Here is a 15,693-nt window from a genome sequence, read left to right on the forward strand (position 1 = left end):
ACGTGGCAGGATCGGTCAGGCCGATCGCTAACCGGAACGGGATGTGGACATGAGCGAACCTCGGGTGCTCGGGGGACGCTACGAGCTCGGCGAAGTCGTCGGGCGCGGCGGGATGGCCGAGGTGCACCGCGGGCGCGACGTGCGCCTCGAACGCGAGGTCGCCGTCAAGACCCTGCGCACCGACCTGGCCCGCGACCCCACCTTCCAGGCACGGTTCCGCCGCGAGGCGCAGTCGGCCGCCCAGCTCAACCACCCCGCGGTGGTCGCCGTGTACGACACCGGTGAGGACCATCTCAACGGGGTTGCCGCGCCGTACATCGTGATGGAGTACGTCGAGGGCCAGACCCTGCGCGACCTCCTCAACGACACGCAGCGGCTGATGCCGGACCGCGCGCTCGAGATCATCTCCGGCGTGCTCAAGGCCCTGGCCTACAGCCACCGCATGGGCATCATCCACCGCGACATCAAGCCGGCCAACGTGATGCTCACGCAGCACGGCGAGATCAAGGTGATGGACTTCGGCATCGCCAGGTCGGTGTCCGACGCCCAGGCCACGATGACCCAGACGGCGCAGGTCATCGGCACCGCGCAGTACCTCTCGCCCGAGCAGGCCCGCGGCGAGAAGGTCGACGCCCGCAGCGACCTGTACTCCACCGGGTGCGTGCTGTACGAGCTGCTCACCGGGCGACCGCCGTTCAGCGGCGACTCGCCGGTGTCCGTCGCGTACCAGCACGTGCGGGAGGACCCGATCCCCCCGTCCCGCCTCAACCCCGACATCCCGCCGGCCGTCGATGCGATCGTGCTGAAGTCGCTGGCGAAGAACCCCGACAACAGGTACGACAACGCCGACGACATGCGTGCCGACGTCGAACGCGCGCTCGGCGGCATCCCCGTCCACGCCACCCCGGTGCTGGAGAACTCCCCCACCCAGCACCTGGGCCCACAGACGGCGGCCACGTCCCTGCTCGGCGCGGGCGACCGCGACCCGTACGCCGACCCCGACGAGGACGAGGGCCGCAAGAAGAAGAGCCGCAAGGCCGTCCTGTTCACCCTGCTGGCGCTGGGGCTCGTGCTCGCGGTCATCGGCGGCATCGTGGGCTACAACGCCTACCTCGACCGGCAGCGGGAGGCCGCTCTCGTCGCCGTGCCCAACGTCGTGAAGAAGACCCGTATCGACGCCCAGCAGGCCCTGGAGGACAAGAACTTCGACGTCAAGGTCCAAGAGGTCTTCAGCACGTCCGTCGACAAGGACACGGTCATCTCGCAGACCCCGCCGGCCGGGACGCGGCGCGACCCGGAGGCCACCACCGTCACCCTCAAGGTCTCCAAGGGCGAGGAGATGGTCGACGTCCCGAAGCTCGAGGGCAAGAGCCGCTCCGAGGCCGAGAAGGAGCTCGAGAAGGCCGGCCTCGAGGTCGGCGACATCTCGCGGGAGAGCTCGGAGGAGAAGAAGGGCACGGTGCTGTCGACCAGCCCCGACTACGGCGAGAGCGTGTCGAAGGGCAGCAAGGTCAACCTCACCCTGTCGTCGGGCACGGTCGAGGTCCCCGAGGTCGTCGGCAAGTCCGAGGCCGAGGCGAAGGCGATCCTCGGCCAGGAGGGCTTCAAGGTCAAGGTCGTCCGGCAGGAGACCGAGGACGGCGAGGAGGGCGAGGTGCTCGCGCAGTCGCCCGAGGGCGGCAGCGACGCCGAGGAGGGCACCCGGGTCACCATCACCGTGGCCAAGGCGCCGGAGGAAACGACCCCACCGCCCACGCCCACGGCCACGCCCAGCGAGTCGAGTACCTGCGTCCCGCAGCCCTTCTGCGAAGACCCCTGATCCGGCAGCGGGTCAGCCCGCGAGGACCGGTGACTCCGGGATGACCGGGGCGAGCCCGCGCGAGCGCTCCACCGCCGCCGGGTCGCCGCACGCCACGAGCCAGTTGCCGAGCAGCCGGTGGCCGTGCTGGGTGAGCGCGGACTCCGGGTGGAACTGGACACCCTCGAGCGGCAGGTCGCGGTGGCGCATGGCCATGACGACGCCGGACTTCGTCTCGCCGGTGACCTCGATCTCCGGCGGCAGCGTGTCGCGCTCGACGGCGAGCGAGTGGTACCGCGTCGCGGTGAACGGAGTGGGGAGCCCGGCGAGCACACCCTGACCCTCGTGGTGCACGTCGCTCACCTTGCCGTGCAGCAGCTCGGGCGCGCGCCCGACGGTGCCGCCGAACGCCACCCCGAGGGCCTGGTGCCCGAGGCAGACCCCGAGCAGCGGCTTGCCCGTCGCGGCGGCGTACTCGACCATGGCCACCGACACCCCGGCGTCCTCCGGCGTGCCGGGCCCAGGCGAGACGAGGACGCCGTCGAAGTCGACGGACTCCTCCGGGGTCACCTCGTCGTTGCGCCGTACCTCGCACTCGACGCCGAGCTGCTGGAGGTACTGGACGAGGTTGTAGACGAAGCTGTCGTAGTTGTCGACGACGAGTACACGGGCCACGTCAGCATTCTGACACGCCGACGGGTCGGGTCAGCGGCCGCTTTCGGCGAACTGCAGGTCGAGCGTGCCCCGGTAGCCGGGCACGGTCACCTCGGTCAGCCGCTCGACCTCGTACCCCAGGCCGTACGTCTTCACGTACTGCTTGTAGACCCGGATGCCCGGTTCGCGCTCGAGCGAGCCCGCGATCCGGTCCGTCGGCCCGACGGCCGTCACCGCGAACGGTGGCGAGTAGACGCGCCCGTTCAGCAGCAGGGTGTTGCCGACACAGCGCACCGCGCTCGTCGAGATGAGGCGCTGGTCCATGACCTGGACGGCGGTCGCGCCACCGGCCCACATCGCGTTGACGACGGCCTGGACGTCCTGCTGGTGCACGACGAGATAGTCGGGCGGGATGTTGCCCTCGCCGATCTCGGTGCGCGGAGCGTCGTCGAGGGTGACCCGGACGCCCGTGCCCGTCGCCGGGCCGAGCCCCACCGTCCTGCCGAGCTCATCGGACCGCTCCTGCGCCCGTGCGGCGACCTTGTCGTTCCTGGCCCGTGCGCGGCTCGCTCGGTCGACCTCGCGCTGCATCCGCTCGACCTGCTGGTCGTAGGCGTCGACCTTGCGGTTCTCCTGGGAGACCAGGCCGGACAGCTCCTCCTGCCGGCCGCCGTCCACGTCGGTGCGCGCGGAGTTGGAGCCGGTCGCGAACAGCAGACCGGCGATCGCGAGCGTGACCGGCACGGCGTGCCGCCACGCCGAGCGGCGTTGCGTCCCCACGTGCACCTCCCGTCTGCGCGCGAACCGGATGCCGACCGCCACGGCGACCGGTTCCACTGCAGGCGCGGGGCCGAGTGGGCACGGCCCCCCGATGAACAGCTACGCTACCCACTACACCAGCCCAGGAGTAGCACCGGCATCCGGCCGAGGAGAATTCACGCATGCCCAAGTCGCGCGCCCGTAAGAAGGCGGTCTACACCCCGCCACCGCGCTCGAAGGCGAAGGAGCCCAGCCCGGCCTGGCTGGTGCCCACGATGCTCGCGCTGTGGTTCATCGGCGTGGCATGGATCACCGTCTACTACGTCGCGGGTGAACGCATCCCCGGCATGCAGGACATCGGCCGGCTGAACCTCCTCGTCGGCTTCGGCCTGGTGATCGTCGGGTTCATCATGGCCACCCGCTGGCGCTAGAGCTCCTTGGTGCTCTAGGCCGGGGCTCGTCCCGGGTCGGCGCACCCGGGGGGTATCAGGGTCCGGCCAGGGTCGTACCCGATGGTCGTGCGCCTCCCTGTCCAGCAGTCTTGTGGTCATGGAGACCACCACACAGACCACCTTCTCGAACACCGGTCACGACAACGGATCCGCCACCGGCGGCCGGTCCAGGATGGCGTTCCGCCGGTCCCGCGACCACAAGCTGCTCGGCGGTGTCTGCGGCGGCCTCGCCCAGACGCTGAACCTCGACGTCGCCCTGGTCCGCGTCCTCGCCGTCGTCCTCGCCGTCGTCACGAACGGCATCGGCGCGCTCGCGTACCTGGCCGCCTGGCTGATCATCCCGGAGGAGGGCAGCGACACCACGCCGCTCGCCGGCTGGCTGCGCCGCTGACCTCCATGCACTGAGCTACGTCGCCGAGCCGCTGTCCCGGCTCACGCACCGGTCCCCCACCAGGGCCGGGACGGCACACCCGGCGACGTGGGCCGTGTCGCCGCGGCGGTACCCACACCCGTCAGCGGCGGCGCGGCCCGGTGAACCACTCCGGGGGGAGTGGCCGGTCGACGGGGCAGGAGACCGGGGGACAGGCACGATGGCAGGGCTCGGGGCCTGCCATCGTGCCTCTTCACGTCCCGCTCCTGACAATTCTGTTGCGGCCGGGCTTCCGGAGAGCGACGCTCGTCCCGTGACCCCGCTTCCCCTTCCTCCGCTGCCCGCCGGGTTGCCCGCCTCCTGGGCGGCGCGGCGGCCGACCGCCGACGACATCCCGGCCGTCCATGCGCTCTGCGCCGCCAACGACGAGGCCGTGCTCGGCTTCACCGACGTCAGCCTCGTCGACATCGAGGCCGACCTGACCGCGCCGAACGCCGACCTCACCCGTAACCAGGCGGTCGTCGTGGACGAGGACGCCGACTCCCGGCTCGTCCTCTGGGCGTGGATCGAGGACCACTCGGCCGGCCGCACGATGGTCGACCTGTACCTCGATCGCATGCTCGACGACGCCACCAGCGACGCGCTCGCGGCCTGGGGCTGGGCCTTCGTCGCCGCCCGGGCCGAGGAGATCGCCGCTACACGTGGCGTCGACGTGACCACGCTCAACGCGGGCACCAACGACGGCGACACGGCCGCGGAACGGTGGGTGAGCCGCGAGGGCTTCGCACGGGCCCGCACCTTCTGGCGGATGGGCCGAGCCGTCGGACCCGACGACGCGTTCCCCGATCCGGGGCCCGGTGTCGTCGTCCGCCCCTTCGCCGTCGAGGGCGACGCGCACAAGAGGGACCGCCGGCTCGCGTACGAGATCCACGAGGAGTCGTTCAGCGAGCACTGGAACTTCCATGCCGCGTCGTATGACGCCTGGTGGACCCGGTGGCAGTCGTCGGCCGGTCTGGACTTCGACCTGTGGCGGATCGCCGAGGTCGACGGCGTACCCGCCGGCCTGCTGATCGCCACCACGCAGATGGCGGACGAAGGCGCGCTCTTCGTCGACACGCTCGGCACGCTGTCGACGGCACGGAGGAGGGGCGTGGGCAACGCGCTGCTGCACACCTCGTTCGCGGACGCGCGGCGGCGCGGGCTCACGCACGTGCGCCTCAACGTCGACAGCCTCAACCAGACCGGCGCGACGTCCCTCTACGAGGCGGTCGGGATGCGGGTGGAGTTCGCGATCCACGGGTGGCAGCGCGAGATCGCGGCGAGGGTGCCGGCGGCGGGCTGACCGCACGGCCTGCCGGGGCTCGTGCCGCGACGCGACACGAGCCCTGCCCGGTGGTCGGCCGGGCTACGTGCCGTCGGCGCGGTGCTTGCCCTCGGCGTCGTCCGGCTCGGTGTTGGGCATCGCGGGCTGGCCGGGGTCGGACTCGCCCGCATCGGCGCCGGCGGTCGACCCGTACCGCGTGGCCGTGCCGTTGCTGCCGTGCTCCCCGCGACCGAAGTCGTCGGCGGGCAGCGAGTAGTAGTCGAACCCGTTGGCGTTGCGCCGGGTCCACACCGCCGCCGCGACACCGCCGGCGACGACCACGCCCAGGATGACGAGCAGCGTCTTGCGCCCGCGGCGCTTCTTCTTCGGCGGGGGCGGCACATCCAGGCCACGCAACGCGAGGACCGCCCGGGTGCTCCGGGACCTGGCCTCCTCGAGCGTGGGACCGGCGGCGTCGGCTGCCTGGTTGATCGCACTCTGGACGCGTGGGACGACCTCGGTGTTCACGGTGTCGACCGCGGACTCCAGCCGCGGCGCGGCCCAGTCACGTGCGTCGCCCGCCTTGTCCAAGGCAAGGTCCTTCGCAGAGTCGAGCCGTGGTGAGGCCCACGAGGAAGCGTTCTTCGCTCCCTTGGCCGCCACCTTCTTCGCCTTCTCGCCTGCGCCCTTGGATTTCCCCTTCAGGGCCACCGGGAACCCCTCCCCTGACTAAGTGATCGTTCTTCGGCCTGGCTCCTCCCCTACCCCGAAGAACCCTCCTCATGTCAGGTCCCCCGGTGCCATGCGAGGATGCAGGCGTAACCGAATCCTTTCACGAACCCCGGAGGGCCGCGTGTCCGACGCGCTCTACGCCATCCTGCACACCAGCAAGGGCGAGATCGAGCTGCAGTTGTTCCCCGACCGTGCACCCAAGACCGTGCGCAACTTCGTAGAGTTGGCCGAGGGTAGCAGGGAGTGGAACGACCCGACCACGGGTGAGAAGTCCACGGAGCCGCTGTACAACGGCACCGTCTTCCACCGCGTGATCGACGGTTTCATGATCCAGGGCGGCGACCCTCTCGGCGATGGCACCGGCGGTCCCGGGTACGAGTTCGGCGACGAGTTCCACCCCGACCTGAACTTCGACCGCAAGTACCTCCTCGCCATGGCCAACGCAGGCCCGGGCACCAACGGCTCGCAGTTCTTCATCACCACCGGATCGCCGCTGCCGCACCTCAACCGCCGGCACACGATCTTCGGCGAGGTGACCGGCGGGTCCGACGTCGTCGACACCATCGGTACGGTGCCGACGGGTCGCATGGACCGGCCCGTCGACGCCGTGGTCGTCGAGCGCGTCGCGGTCGAACGCCGCGAGGCCTGACCTTTTCCGCAGACGAGGCACGGCAGATGAGCGCAGGACCGCCGGACCAGTCGCCGCAGGCGACCGTGCCGACCTGCTACCGGCACACCGACCGCGAGACCTACCTGCGGTGCTCGCGGTGCGACCGGCCGATCTGCCCCGACTGCATGCGGGACGCACCCGTCGGGCACCAGTGCCCCGAGTGCGTCCGGGAGGGCACCCGGCAGACCCGGCAGCCGCGCACCGTCTTCGGCGGGCTCAGCGTCACGGGCCGCACCTGGGTGACCTGGACCTTCCTCGGCATCAACGTCCTGGTCTTCCTCGGCACGTACCTCGAGCCGTACCTCGCCGGTCGCCTACTGGTCTGGGGGGTCGGCATCGCCGAGGGCCAGTGGTACCGGCTGCTCACCGGCGCGTTCCTGCACACGGCGTGGTGGCACATCATGGTGAACATGTACGCCCTGTTCATCGTGGGGCCGCATCTCGAGCGCATGCTCGGGCACTGGCGCTTCGCCACGCTGTACCTCGTCTCCGCCCTGTGCGGGTCCGCGCTCTCGGTCGCGGTCACCGGCCTCGCCACCCAGTCGCTCGGCGCCTCCGGTGCGGTCTACGGGCTGTTCGGCGCGACCTTCGTGGTGTTCCGCCGGCTCCGGCTCGACACGCGCTGGATCCTCAGCACGATCGCGATCAACCTGGTCGTGACGTTCCTCTTCTCCAGCTTCATCGACTGGAAGGGGCACGTCGGCGGCCTGGTGGCGGGTGTCCTCGTCGCGCTGGCGTTCGCGTACGCCCCACAGGCCCGGCGGCTGGTCGTCCAGATCGGGGCGTCCGTGGCACTCGTGGCCGTCGCACTGCTCGGCGTGGCACTGCGTCTGTAGCGTCCCGTACCCCGCTCTCCGGAGCCGCCGAATCACAGCCGTGTAACTCGTACCCAGGCTGTGGGCAACCCTGTGGACAACCCCTGCCCGGCGTCCCGTGCCCGGGCACCCAGGGACGTTGGTCCTGCCGCCGGTGGACACCGCCCGCGGATCGGCCGAACCCGCGCCGTACCTCGGTGGTCACGGCCTTCGCCGTACACAGTGTGGACAACCCCTGTGGACCGAATTACACGGGTGTAAGTCGATCCCCAGACCTGTGCATAACGCTGTGGACGAGACCGCGCGCGGTCAGAACACGCCGGCGTAGCTGAGCATGACCGCGCCCGCCGGTGCCAGGAACAGGCCGCCCACGGCGGCGATCCTGGCGATCGACTGTCGGTGTCGTAGCACGAGGTGGTACGCCACGACGAGGCCCGGCACCAGCACGATCTGGAACGGGAGCACCTGGCGCGGGATCGCTCCCGACACGGTCAGCACGAGCGACCACGACGCCGCGGCGACCCAGGCCGCCAGGCCGATCCGGTACGTCAGCCGGCGGCCGTACCGCACCGCGATCGTCCGGTACCCGCTGGCGAGGTCGGCGGGCCGGTCCGCCAGGGTCGTGGGCACGTACAGCGCGACGCCCACGAGGAAGCCCTGCACCGCCATCACCCAGGGGAACCCCGCCGGCGACTGCACGGCGGTCCAGCCCGCCCACGGTCCGAGCACGCCGATGGCGAGGGCGTTGACGACGACGTCCGCGCCGGGACGCGCCTTCAGCCTGATCGGCGGCACGCTGTACGCCCAGCCGAGGCCGAGCACGAGCAGCGTGCCGGCGGCGAACGCCGGCCCGACCAGCACGGCGGTCAGCAACGCCGCGGCGGCGGACAGGTACGCCACCCGCAGGGTGGTCGCCACCGAGAGCCGGCCGGTGACGAGCGGCGACCGGACCTTGCGCGGGTTCCGACGGTCGCCGTCGAGGTCGTGCACGTCGTTGACCGCGAGGACGGCGAGCCAGACCAGCGGACCGACGACCACCGCCCCGGCGAGCATGCGGGGCAGCTCGGCCGCCGTGGGCAGCAGCCGGTGCGTCGCGAACACGAAGCCGACACCGTACGGCAGGCCGGACACGCCCCAGAACCACGGCCGCGCCAGACGGCACAGGTCGACGAGGACCCCGGCACGCCGGCGTTCGCGGCGGACGGGACCGGAGATCGGGTCGGTCGGCGACCCCTGCCGGGGCGCCGGGCGGGTCTGCTGGAGCGTCATGCCCCCAGCCTGGCCGCGCCGGCGCGACCTGACATCCGTCCTGCGACGTAGCCGGGTGACGTACGCTCAGCCGTTCGGCCGACGTCGCACCCGTCCCACCAGCAGCTCACGTGCCGCGATCACGGTGAGGACGACGAGGCAGCAGGAGTCGAACCACAAGGTCAGCGGCGAGACGTCGGGCACCAGGGACCCCGTGGGGCGGCTGAGCAGGAACCCCGTGGCCTTGGTGAAGATCGCGGCCAGTGCCGTCGGCACCCGCATCGGGCGGACGAACGCCGCGCAGCACAGCAACCCGCCGAGGGCCAACTGGGGTGCACCGCGGTGCCGCAGCAGGGTCTCGACGTCCGGCTGGAGCTCACCGAGCCCGTATGCGCCGCTGATCGTCGACGGGTCGACGAGACCGAGTGCCGGGTACATGGTCCCCACACCGACGACGACGAGTACCGCTGCCGTCACCTTGTCTCCGCGTGTCCAGCTGCTCATCCGGCTCCAATCGTCAGCACGACTGACGATCAGGCTAGGTGATGGACTCCGCCACGGCAAGCCCGTACATTCCAGGCATGACCCACTCGCCCGCCTCCGCCGCGGACCGGATCACGTCGGCCACGGGCTTCCTGCTGTTCCGGGTCGGCGACGCGGCGCGTGCCGTGATCGAGCGGACCCTGGAGCCGTGGGGGATGCGGGGCAAGGACCTGCGTGCCCTCGCCTTCGTCTGCGACGAGATCGTCTCGCAACAGGACCTGTGCCGACTCACCGGCATGGACAGGACGACCATGGTGGCGGTGGTCGACGGCCTCGAACGCCTGGGCTACGCGCAGCGGAACCGCAGTCCGGTGGATCGACGCAAGCACGTCATCTCGCCGACGCCGCTCGGCCGCACCGCCCATCACGACGCCATGACCGCGCTCCTTCGCGCCGAGACCGCCTTCCTCGCACCCCTCGACGAGACCGAGCGCGACGTCCTCAACGGAGCGCTGCTGAAGCTCTATGCCGCCCACGATCCGACCTGCGCTCCCCGCTGACGCTATGATCATCTCGGTCTCACCGAGGCATGGCCCGGCGCTCGTTCCACGCACCGGGTGAACGGGGAACTTCACGGATCCCGACGCAGTGGTCCCGTGAAGGGTCAGCCGACCCCGTTCGAGAGGTGACCCACGATGGCGGCAGCACCGTCCCCGGACCTGTCCGGGCGTCGACTCAGCCGCCGGTCCTTCCTCGGTCGCAGCGGCACGCTCGGCCTGCTGGCCGCGGGCGGTACCGGGCTGCTGTCGGGCTGCGTGCTCGAGTCGGGTGCCACCACCGACTCCATCCTGCGCGTGCGCGAGCCGTTCGACCTCACCAACCTCGACCCGGCGATCCGTCCCAACCGCACGGACTCGACCATCGCCGACTGCGTGTTCGAGGGCCTGGTCTCGTACAAGGGCTCCACCGACGAGGTCGTCAACGTGCTCGCGGAGGAGTTCGAAGCGTCCAAGGACGGGCTGCGCTACCACTTCAAGCTCAAGCGCGGCATCCCGTTCCACCAGGGCTACGGCGAGGTCACCGCCGAGGACGTCAAGTTCTCCTACGAGCGCATCGCCGGCATCGGCGGCACCGATCTCGAGTCGCCGTACCAGGCCGACTGGGCACCGCTCGACCGCGTCCGCGTCGACGGGAAGTACGAGGGCGAGATCATCCTCAAGGAGCCGTTCAGCCCGCTGATGCGCTCCACCCTGCCGGCCGCGTCCGGGCTCATCGTGTCGCGCAAGGCCGTCGAGGAGTTGGGCAAGAAGTTCAGCACCGCGCCGATCGGCAGCGGGCCGTTCGAGTTCACGCAGTGGACGCCGGCGCAGCGCACCACGCTCACCGCGTTCGCCGACTACGGCGGCGCCTGGCAGCCGACGATGCCGAAGAGCCCCTGGTCGCAGATCGTGATCCTGCCGATCATCGAGGACTCCACCGCCCTCAACGCCTTCGAGGCCGGCGACACGTACTTCAGCGTCATCCCGTCGCAGGCGGTCGACCAGTACCGCGAGGACGAGACCGCGAAGTTCGTGCCTCAGGTGACGCCGAACTACGGCTTCATGACGATGAACGTCAAGGACGAGCTGCTCTCGAACATCCACCTGCGGCGTGCGATCCGCAGCGCGATCGACGTCGACGGGATCCTCGAGGCGGCGACCAACAGCACCTACGAGCGGGCCAGGGCGATCATCCCCGAGTCGATGGGCCTCGGCTACTGGGCCGACGCACCGCTCTACGAGCGCGACCTCGACCAGGCCCGCGCGCACCTGCGCAGGAGCGGGCTGCGCGACGTGCGGCTCCGCGTCTCGACCGACCAGGCGGAAGCCGAGACGATCACCGCGCAGATCGTGCAGGCCAACCTCGAGGAGATCGGCATCAAGGTCGACCTCGACATCGTCGACTCGGCGACGTTCAACGAGATCCCCGGCGCGGGCGGCGGCGGGCCGAACCGCCAGCTCGTCATCTCGAGCTTCAGCACCGAGCCCGACCCGTCGTGGTCGTTCATCTGGTTCACCTGCTCGCAGGTCGGCGAGTGGAACTACACCGGGTGGTGCGACCGGGAGTTCGAGCGGCTCTACAACCGCGCGACGAAGGAACTCGACCCGAAGAAGCGCACCGAGCTGTACGTCCGCATGCAGGAGCGGTGGGATGCCGACGCCAACATCGTGTGGCTCTACTACGAGACGCTCCCGTTCGTCGCCAACAACGACATCGAGCCGGTCGTGGGCATCAACGGCAAGCCGCGCTACTGGGCTTTCACAAAAACCTGACGGGGCGTTCGGCAGGTCCTGACACGCTCCCGGTCCGACCCCGACAGGAGAGGAGAACGGCATGGCGCGGTACATCGCCGCACGCTGCGGTGCGGCCGTGGTCGTCGCGTTGCTGATCACCGTCCTGCTGTCGATGCTCGAACGGCTGGTGCCCGGCGACCCCGCCCGGACGGTGCTCGGGCCGCGGGCCACGCCGGAGCTCGTGGAGGCGGTCCGCGCGCAGCTCGGGCTGGACAAGCCCGTCCACGTCCAGGTCTGGGACTTCGTCACCGGTGCCGTCCGTGGCGACCTCGGCAACAACTTCCTCAGCCAGACGCCCGTCTCCGAGCTCGTCGGCAACGCCCTGCCGCACACCCTGATCCTCGCCGTGTGCAGCCTGGGTGTCGCGGCACTCGTCGGCATCCCGCTCGGGGCGTACGCCGCCGCGCACCGCGGCTCGTGGATCGACCGGATCACCGCGCTGGTCTCGGTCTCGGTCATCACGGTGCCGTCCTACGTCGCGGGGCTGCTGCTGCTCCTGCTGTTCGCCGTCAAGTTGCGCTGGCTGCCGGCGATCGGCGCGGGCACCGAGAGCGCCGGCTCGTACGTCGCGCACCTCGTGCTGCCGACCCTGGCACTGGCGCTGTTGTGGATCGGCTACCTCGCCCGTCTCGTCCGCAGCAGCATGCTCGAGGTCCTGGAGAGCAACTACATCAGGACGGCGCACGCGTTCGGCCTGCGCAGCCGGGTGGTGCTGTACAAACACGCGCTGCGCAACGCGATCACGCCGACCGTCGCCGTCCTCGGCGTCGGCCTCGGCAACCTGCTCGGCGGCGCCGTCTTCGTCGAGGTGATCTTCAACCGACCGGGCCTCGGCACGCTGATCTTCTACGCGATCGGCACCCGCGACTACGCGACCGTACGCGGCGGTGTGCTCGTCGCCGCGCTGCTGTTCGTACTCGCCAACCTGCTGGCCGACATCGCCAACCGGGTGCTCGACCCGCGCAGCCGCACGGCCGGAGGTGACACCTGATGACCGCGCCCACGCTCACCCCGGTGAGCCCGTCGCCGTCGACCAGGCCGCTGCTCGACCGGTTCGGCGCGACCGGGCGGCTGCTGCGCCGGGCCGGCGGCGTGTTCGGGATCCTCGTGGTGCTGACGCTCGTCGTGCTCGCCCTGGTGCCGGACGTCGCGCCGTACGGCCCGGCGACCCAGGAGATCGAGAACCGGCTGCAGGGCCCGAGCCTGGACCACCCGTTCGGCACCGACCACCTCGGCCGCGACCTGCTCTCGCGCCTGGTCTTCGGCGTACGGATCGAGCTCAGCGTCGCACTGCCGGCCATCGCGCTCGCCCTGGTCTGCGGACTCGTGCTCGGCCTGGTCGCCGGCTACGTCGGCCGCTGGCTCGACACCGTCATCGTCACCCTCGTCGACACGATCCAGTCGTTCCCCGCGGTGATCCTCGCGCTGGTGCTGCTGGTGCTGCTCGGGCCGTCGACCGGCGCCATCACGCTCGTGCTCGCGATCGGGTTCATCCCGAGCTACGCGCGCACGAGCCGGGCGCTGATGCTCGCCACCAAGGAGAACCCGTACGTCGAGGCGGAGCGCTCGATCGGCGCGGGCCCCGTACGGATCATCACCGTGCACATCCTGCCCAACATGATCGCGCCGGTGTTCATCCTGCTGGCGATGGACCTGCCGTCCGTGATCGCGATCGAGGCGGGCCTGTCGTTCCTCGGGCTCGGCATCCAGCCGCCCACCCCGTCGTGGGGGGTGATCCTGAGCGACGGCTTCCAGTACATCCGCCAGTCGCCGTGGGCGATCGTCGCGGCGAGCGGCGTGCTCGTCGTGACCACCCTCGGGCTGACGCTGCTCGGCGAGGCCCTGCGCGACACCCTCGACCCGCGGCTCGCCCGCCTCACCGGACGGGGGCGGCCATGACGGAGACAACAGAGGCCCTGCTCCGGGTCCGCGACCTCGGTGTCGTCTACCACACCGGCGGCGGCCGCACCCTGCCCGCGCTGCAGGACGTCAGCTTCGACGTCGAGCCGGGCGCGATCGTCGGCATCGTCGGGGAGTCCGGCTGCGGCAAGTCCACGCTGTCGGGCGCACTCATGCGCCTGCTGCCCGCCAACGGCGAGATCAGCTCCGGCGAGATCGTCCTCGGCGGCCGTGACCTGCGCGGCCTCGACGACGCCCAGCTCCGCGACGTGCGCGGCCGCGAGATCTCGATGATCTTCCAGGACCCGCTCAGCTCGCTGAACCCGTCGTTCACCATCGGCAGCCAGCTGAGGGAGATCCAGCGTGCGCACCGCAGGCACCAGCGGCGCTCCGGCGCCGCGATGCGCAAGCACGCGATCGACCTGCTCGACCAGGTCGGCATCCCGGAGCCGGACCGCGCGCTGCGCCGATTCCCGCACGAGTTCTCCGGCGGCATGCGGCAGCGGGTGATGATCGCGATGGCGCTGCTGCTCGAGCCGTCGATCCTCATCGCCGACGAACCCACGTCCGCCCTCGACGTCACGCTCGAGGCCCAGGTGCTCGAGCTGCTCAGCCGGCTGCGTGACGAGCACGGCACGTCCATCCTGTTCGTCACCCACGACCTCGGCGTCGTCGCGCAGCTGTGTGACACGGTGGTCGTGATGTACGCGGGCCAGGCCGTCGAGTACGCCGACGTCCACACCCTGTTCGAACGACCGCGGCACCCGTACACCGAGGCGCTGCTCGCCGCGATGCCGGCGCTGGAGCGCCGTCACGAGACGCTGGCGTCGATCCCCGGCCGGGTGCCCGACCTCGCCGCCCTCCCCGAGGGGTGCAGGTTCACGCCGCGGTGCCCGTATGCGCGCGCCGCCTGCGCGGACGCCCCCGCGATGAGCACGTCGGACTCCGTGCTCGTCCGCTGTCACCGGTACGACCCGGACTCCGGGTACGAGGAGAGCGCTCCACCGGCCGCGGCGAACGGGGAGACGCGATGACTGGTTCTCCCACCAACCCGTTCGTCGACGTCCGCGACCTGCGCGTCCACTTCCGCGACCGCGGGCTGCTGGGACGTACCCGACCGCCCGTGCGCGCGGTCGACGGCGTGAACCTCACCGTCGAGGCCGGCACCGCGCTGTGCGTCGTGGGCGAGTCGGGCTCCGGCAAGTCCACGCTCGGCCGGGCCGTCCTCGGGCTCCTCCGGCCGACGAGCGGCACGGTGCGGGTCGGCGACCGGCAGGTCACCGCCCTGGGCAGGCGCGGGCTGCGCCGAGCCAGGCGCGACATGCAGATGGTCTTCCAGGACCCGTACTCGAGCCTCAGCCCGCGGCTCAAGGTCGCCTACCAGCTGACCGAGCCGTACCGGGTCAACGGCGTGCCGCAGGACGACCGCTACTCGGTCGCCGACCTCCTCGACATGGTGGAGCTGCGCGCGGACCTCGCCGGCCGCTACCCGCACGAGCTCTCCGGCGGGCAGGCCAGGCGGGTCGGGATCGCCCGGGCGCTGGCGATGCGTCCGCGGCTGCTGGTGGCGGACGAGCCGACCGCCGGTCTCGACGTGTCCGCCGCGACGAGCATCCTGAACCTGCTGCGCGGGCTGCGCGCCGAGCTCGGCCTCACGTACCTCGTCATCACCCACGACATCGAGGTGGTCGGGTACCTCGCCGACACCATCGCGGTCATGTACCTCGGCCGGATCGCCGAGAGCGGCGCGGCCGACCGCGTGCTCGACGAGCCCGCGCACCCGTACACCAGGGCGCTGCTCTCGGCGGTCCCCGTGGCCGACCCCACCAGGCGTCGCGAGCGGCGGCTGCTCGCGCCCGGCGAGATCCCGAGCCCGCGCACCCCACCGCCGGCCTGCCGCTTCCACCCGCGCTGCCCGTTTGCGGAGGACCGGTGCCGCACCGAGGAACCGTCCGACCACGTGCTCGCCGCCGACCACGAGGCCGCCTGCCACTTCGCGGAGCGCTTCGTGGACACCGCCCTCACCGACACACCGAGCTAGTAGTACTTTGTTATGTCGAGTCTGCGGGGGTGGGTGGGCGTGGCAGGACGGGTTGCAGGCAGAGACGGCAAGCGCCGGTCCAGACGCCGAGTAGGGCCTGGAGTTCGCGGAGGACGGCGTAAAGAGTCAGGCCGGC

The 15,693-nt window shown here is 71.0% G+C and carries 17 protein-coding genes; 12 read left to right on the plus strand and 5 right to left on the minus strand.

The features are described 5' to 3' along the window. The first annotated feature begins 49 nt into the window (after nt 1-49). Nucleotides 50-1,819 (plus strand): Stk1 family PASTA domain-containing Ser/Thr kinase, encoded by a 1,770-nt coding sequence (pknB, locus tag GEV10_04615; protein MQA77751.1) that lies wholly within the window; start codon nt 50-52, stop codon nt 1,817-1,819. Between the two features lie 12 nt (nt 1,820-1,831). Here pknB and GEV10_04620 read toward each other — a convergent pair whose 3' ends face one another. Further along, nucleotides 1,832-2,473: an aminodeoxychorismate/anthranilate synthase component II gene (locus GEV10_04620; GenBank protein ID MQA77752.1), complete on the minus strand. Its 642-nt coding sequence runs from the start codon at nt 2,471-2,473 to the stop codon at nt 1,832-1,834. Nucleotides 2,474-2,503: 30 nt separating this feature from the next. After that, on the minus strand, nt 2,504-3,196 hold the full coding sequence (locus GEV10_04625) for a DUF881 domain-containing protein (protein ID MQA77753.1): 693 nt from the start codon (nt 3,194-3,196) through the stop codon (nt 2,504-2,506). 197 nt (nt 3,197-3,393) lie between these two features. Here GEV10_04625 and GEV10_04630 point away from each other — a divergent pair, with 197 nt between their 5' ends. The 3 genes from GEV10_04630 to GEV10_04640 all read left to right on the plus strand — a co-directional run bounded on the left by GEV10_04630 (nt 3,394) and on the right by GEV10_04640 (nt 5,375). Continuing rightward, nucleotides 3,394-3,642: a cell division protein CrgA gene (locus tag GEV10_04630; protein MQA77754.1), complete on the plus strand. Its 249-nt coding sequence runs from the start codon at nt 3,394-3,396 to the stop codon at nt 3,640-3,642. 193 nt (nt 3,643-3,835) lie between these two features. Continuing rightward, the gene (locus GEV10_04635) at nt 3,836-4,054 is read left to right on the plus strand and encodes a PspC domain-containing protein (GenBank protein ID MQA77755.1); all 219 of its coding nucleotides are present in this window, start codon (nt 3,836-3,838) and stop codon (nt 4,052-4,054) included. 199 nt (nt 4,055-4,253) lie between these two features. Then, a complete protein-coding gene (locus GEV10_04640; protein MQA77756.1) occupies nt 4,254-5,375 on the plus strand; it encodes a GNAT family N-acetyltransferase in 1,122 nt (373 codons plus the stop codon). Between the two features lie 63 nt (nt 5,376-5,438). Here GEV10_04640 and GEV10_04645 read toward each other — a convergent pair whose 3' ends face one another. Beyond that, nucleotides 5,439-6,047, minus strand: coding sequence for a hypothetical protein (locus GEV10_04645; protein ID MQA77757.1), 609 nt, complete (start codon nt 6,045-6,047; stop codon nt 5,439-5,441). A gap of 142 nt (nt 6,048-6,189) precedes the next feature. On the opposite strand from GEV10_04645, the gene GEV10_04650 reads away from it, so the two are divergent. Continuing rightward, complete coding sequence (locus GEV10_04650) at nt 6,190-6,717, plus strand: peptidylprolyl isomerase (GenBank protein ID MQA77758.1); 528 nt, start codon at nt 6,190-6,192, stop codon at nt 6,715-6,717. A 26-nt stretch (nt 6,718-6,743) separates the two neighbouring features. Beyond that, nucleotides 6,744-7,574: a rhomboid family intramembrane serine protease gene (locus GEV10_04655; GenBank protein ID MQA77759.1), complete on the plus strand. Its 831-nt coding sequence runs from the start codon at nt 6,744-6,746 to the stop codon at nt 7,572-7,574. A 288-nt stretch (nt 7,575-7,862) separates the two neighbouring features. On the opposite strand, the gene GEV10_04660 is transcribed toward GEV10_04655, so the two are convergent. Together GEV10_04660 and GEV10_04665 are read right to left on the minus strand one after the other, a co-directional pair. After that, nucleotides 7,863-8,822: a hypothetical protein gene (locus GEV10_04660; protein MQA77760.1), complete on the minus strand. Its 960-nt coding sequence runs from the start codon at nt 8,820-8,822 to the stop codon at nt 7,863-7,865. Nucleotides 8,823-8,888: 66 nt separating this feature from the next. Then, nucleotides 8,889-9,305, minus strand: coding sequence for a hypothetical protein (locus GEV10_04665; protein ID MQA77761.1), 417 nt, complete (start codon nt 9,303-9,305; stop codon nt 8,889-8,891). 38 nt (nt 9,306-9,343) lie between these two features. On the opposite strand from GEV10_04665, the gene GEV10_04670 reads away from it, so the two are divergent. The 6 genes from GEV10_04670 (at nt 9,344) to GEV10_04695 (ending at nt 15,557) form a co-directional block, all read left to right on the plus strand. Continuing rightward, nucleotides 9,344-9,844, plus strand: coding sequence for a MarR family transcriptional regulator (locus GEV10_04670; GenBank protein ID MQA77762.1), 501 nt, complete (start codon nt 9,344-9,346; stop codon nt 9,842-9,844). A gap of 135 nt (nt 9,845-9,979) precedes the next feature. Next, nucleotides 9,980-11,596 carry a hypothetical protein gene (locus GEV10_04675; GenBank protein ID MQA77763.1) on the plus strand — a complete coding sequence of 539 codons (1,617 nt, stop codon included), beginning with the start codon at nt 9,980-9,982 and terminating at the stop codon, nt 11,594-11,596. Nucleotides 11,597-11,657: 61 nt separating this feature from the next. Beyond that, entirely contained in the window at nt 11,658-12,608 is a 951-nt protein-coding gene (locus tag GEV10_04680; protein MQA77764.1) for an ABC transporter permease subunit, read from the plus strand. Next, a complete protein-coding gene (locus tag GEV10_04685) occupies nt 12,608-13,516 on the plus strand; it encodes an ABC transporter permease subunit (protein MQA77765.1) in 909 nt (302 codons plus the stop codon). The genes GEV10_04680 and GEV10_04685 overlap by 1 nt, the downstream gene beginning before the upstream one ends. After that, on the plus strand, nt 13,513-14,550 hold the full coding sequence (locus GEV10_04690) for an ATP-binding cassette domain-containing protein (GenBank protein MQA77766.1): 1,038 nt from the start codon (nt 13,513-13,515) through the stop codon (nt 14,548-14,550). The genes GEV10_04685 and GEV10_04690 overlap by 4 nt, the downstream gene beginning before the upstream one ends. Then, nucleotides 14,547-15,557: an ATP-binding cassette domain-containing protein gene (locus GEV10_04695; protein MQA77767.1), complete on the plus strand. Its 1,011-nt coding sequence runs from the start codon at nt 14,547-14,549 to the stop codon at nt 15,555-15,557. The genes GEV10_04690 and GEV10_04695 overlap by 4 nt, the downstream gene beginning before the upstream one ends. The last annotated feature ends 136 nt before the right edge of the window (nt 15,558-15,693 follow it).

The sequence above is a fragment of the Streptosporangiales bacterium genome (assembly GCA_009379955.1).
GTDB lineage: Bacteria > Actinomycetota > Actinomycetes > Streptosporangiales > WHST01 > WHST01.

Bases quoted from the DNA above. Each gene is read 5' to 3' on its own strand.
- pknB (MQA77751.1), top strand. From the start codon at position 50: ATGAGCGAACCTCGGGTGCTCGGGGGACGCTACGAGCTCGGCGAAGTC.
- GEV10_04630 (MQA77754.1), top strand. From the start codon at position 3,394: ATGCCCAAGTCGCGCGCCCGTAAGAAGGCGGTCTACACCCCGCCACCG.
- GEV10_04635 (MQA77755.1), top strand. From the start codon at position 3,836: ATGGCGTTCCGCCGGTCCCGCGACCACAAGCTGCTCGGCGGTGTCTGC.
- GEV10_04640 (MQA77756.1), top strand. From the start codon at position 4,254: ATGGCAGGGCTCGGGGCCTGCCATCGTGCCTCTTCACGTCCCGCTCCT.
- GEV10_04655 (MQA77759.1), top strand. From the start codon at position 6,744: ATGAGCGCAGGACCGCCGGACCAGTCGCCGCAGGCGACCGTGCCGACC.
- GEV10_04660 (MQA77760.1), bottom strand. From the start codon at position 8,822: ATGACGCTCCAGCAGACCCGCCCGGCGCCCCGGCAGGGGTCGCCGACC.
- GEV10_04665 (MQA77761.1), bottom strand. From the start codon at position 9,305: ATGAGCAGCTGGACACGCGGAGACAAGGTGACGGCAGCGGTACTCGTC.
- GEV10_04675 (MQA77763.1), top strand. From the start codon at position 9,980: ATGGCGGCAGCACCGTCCCCGGACCTGTCCGGGCGTCGACTCAGCCGC.
- GEV10_04680 (MQA77764.1), top strand. From the start codon at position 11,658: ATGGCGCGGTACATCGCCGCACGCTGCGGTGCGGCCGTGGTCGTCGCG.
- GEV10_04685 (MQA77765.1), top strand. From the start codon at position 12,608: ATGACCGCGCCCACGCTCACCCCGGTGAGCCCGTCGCCGTCGACCAGG.
- GEV10_04690 (MQA77766.1), top strand. From the start codon at position 13,513: ATGACGGAGACAACAGAGGCCCTGCTCCGGGTCCGCGACCTCGGTGTC.
- GEV10_04695 (MQA77767.1), top strand. From the start codon at position 14,547: ATGACTGGTTCTCCCACCAACCCGTTCGTCGACGTCCGCGACCTGCGC.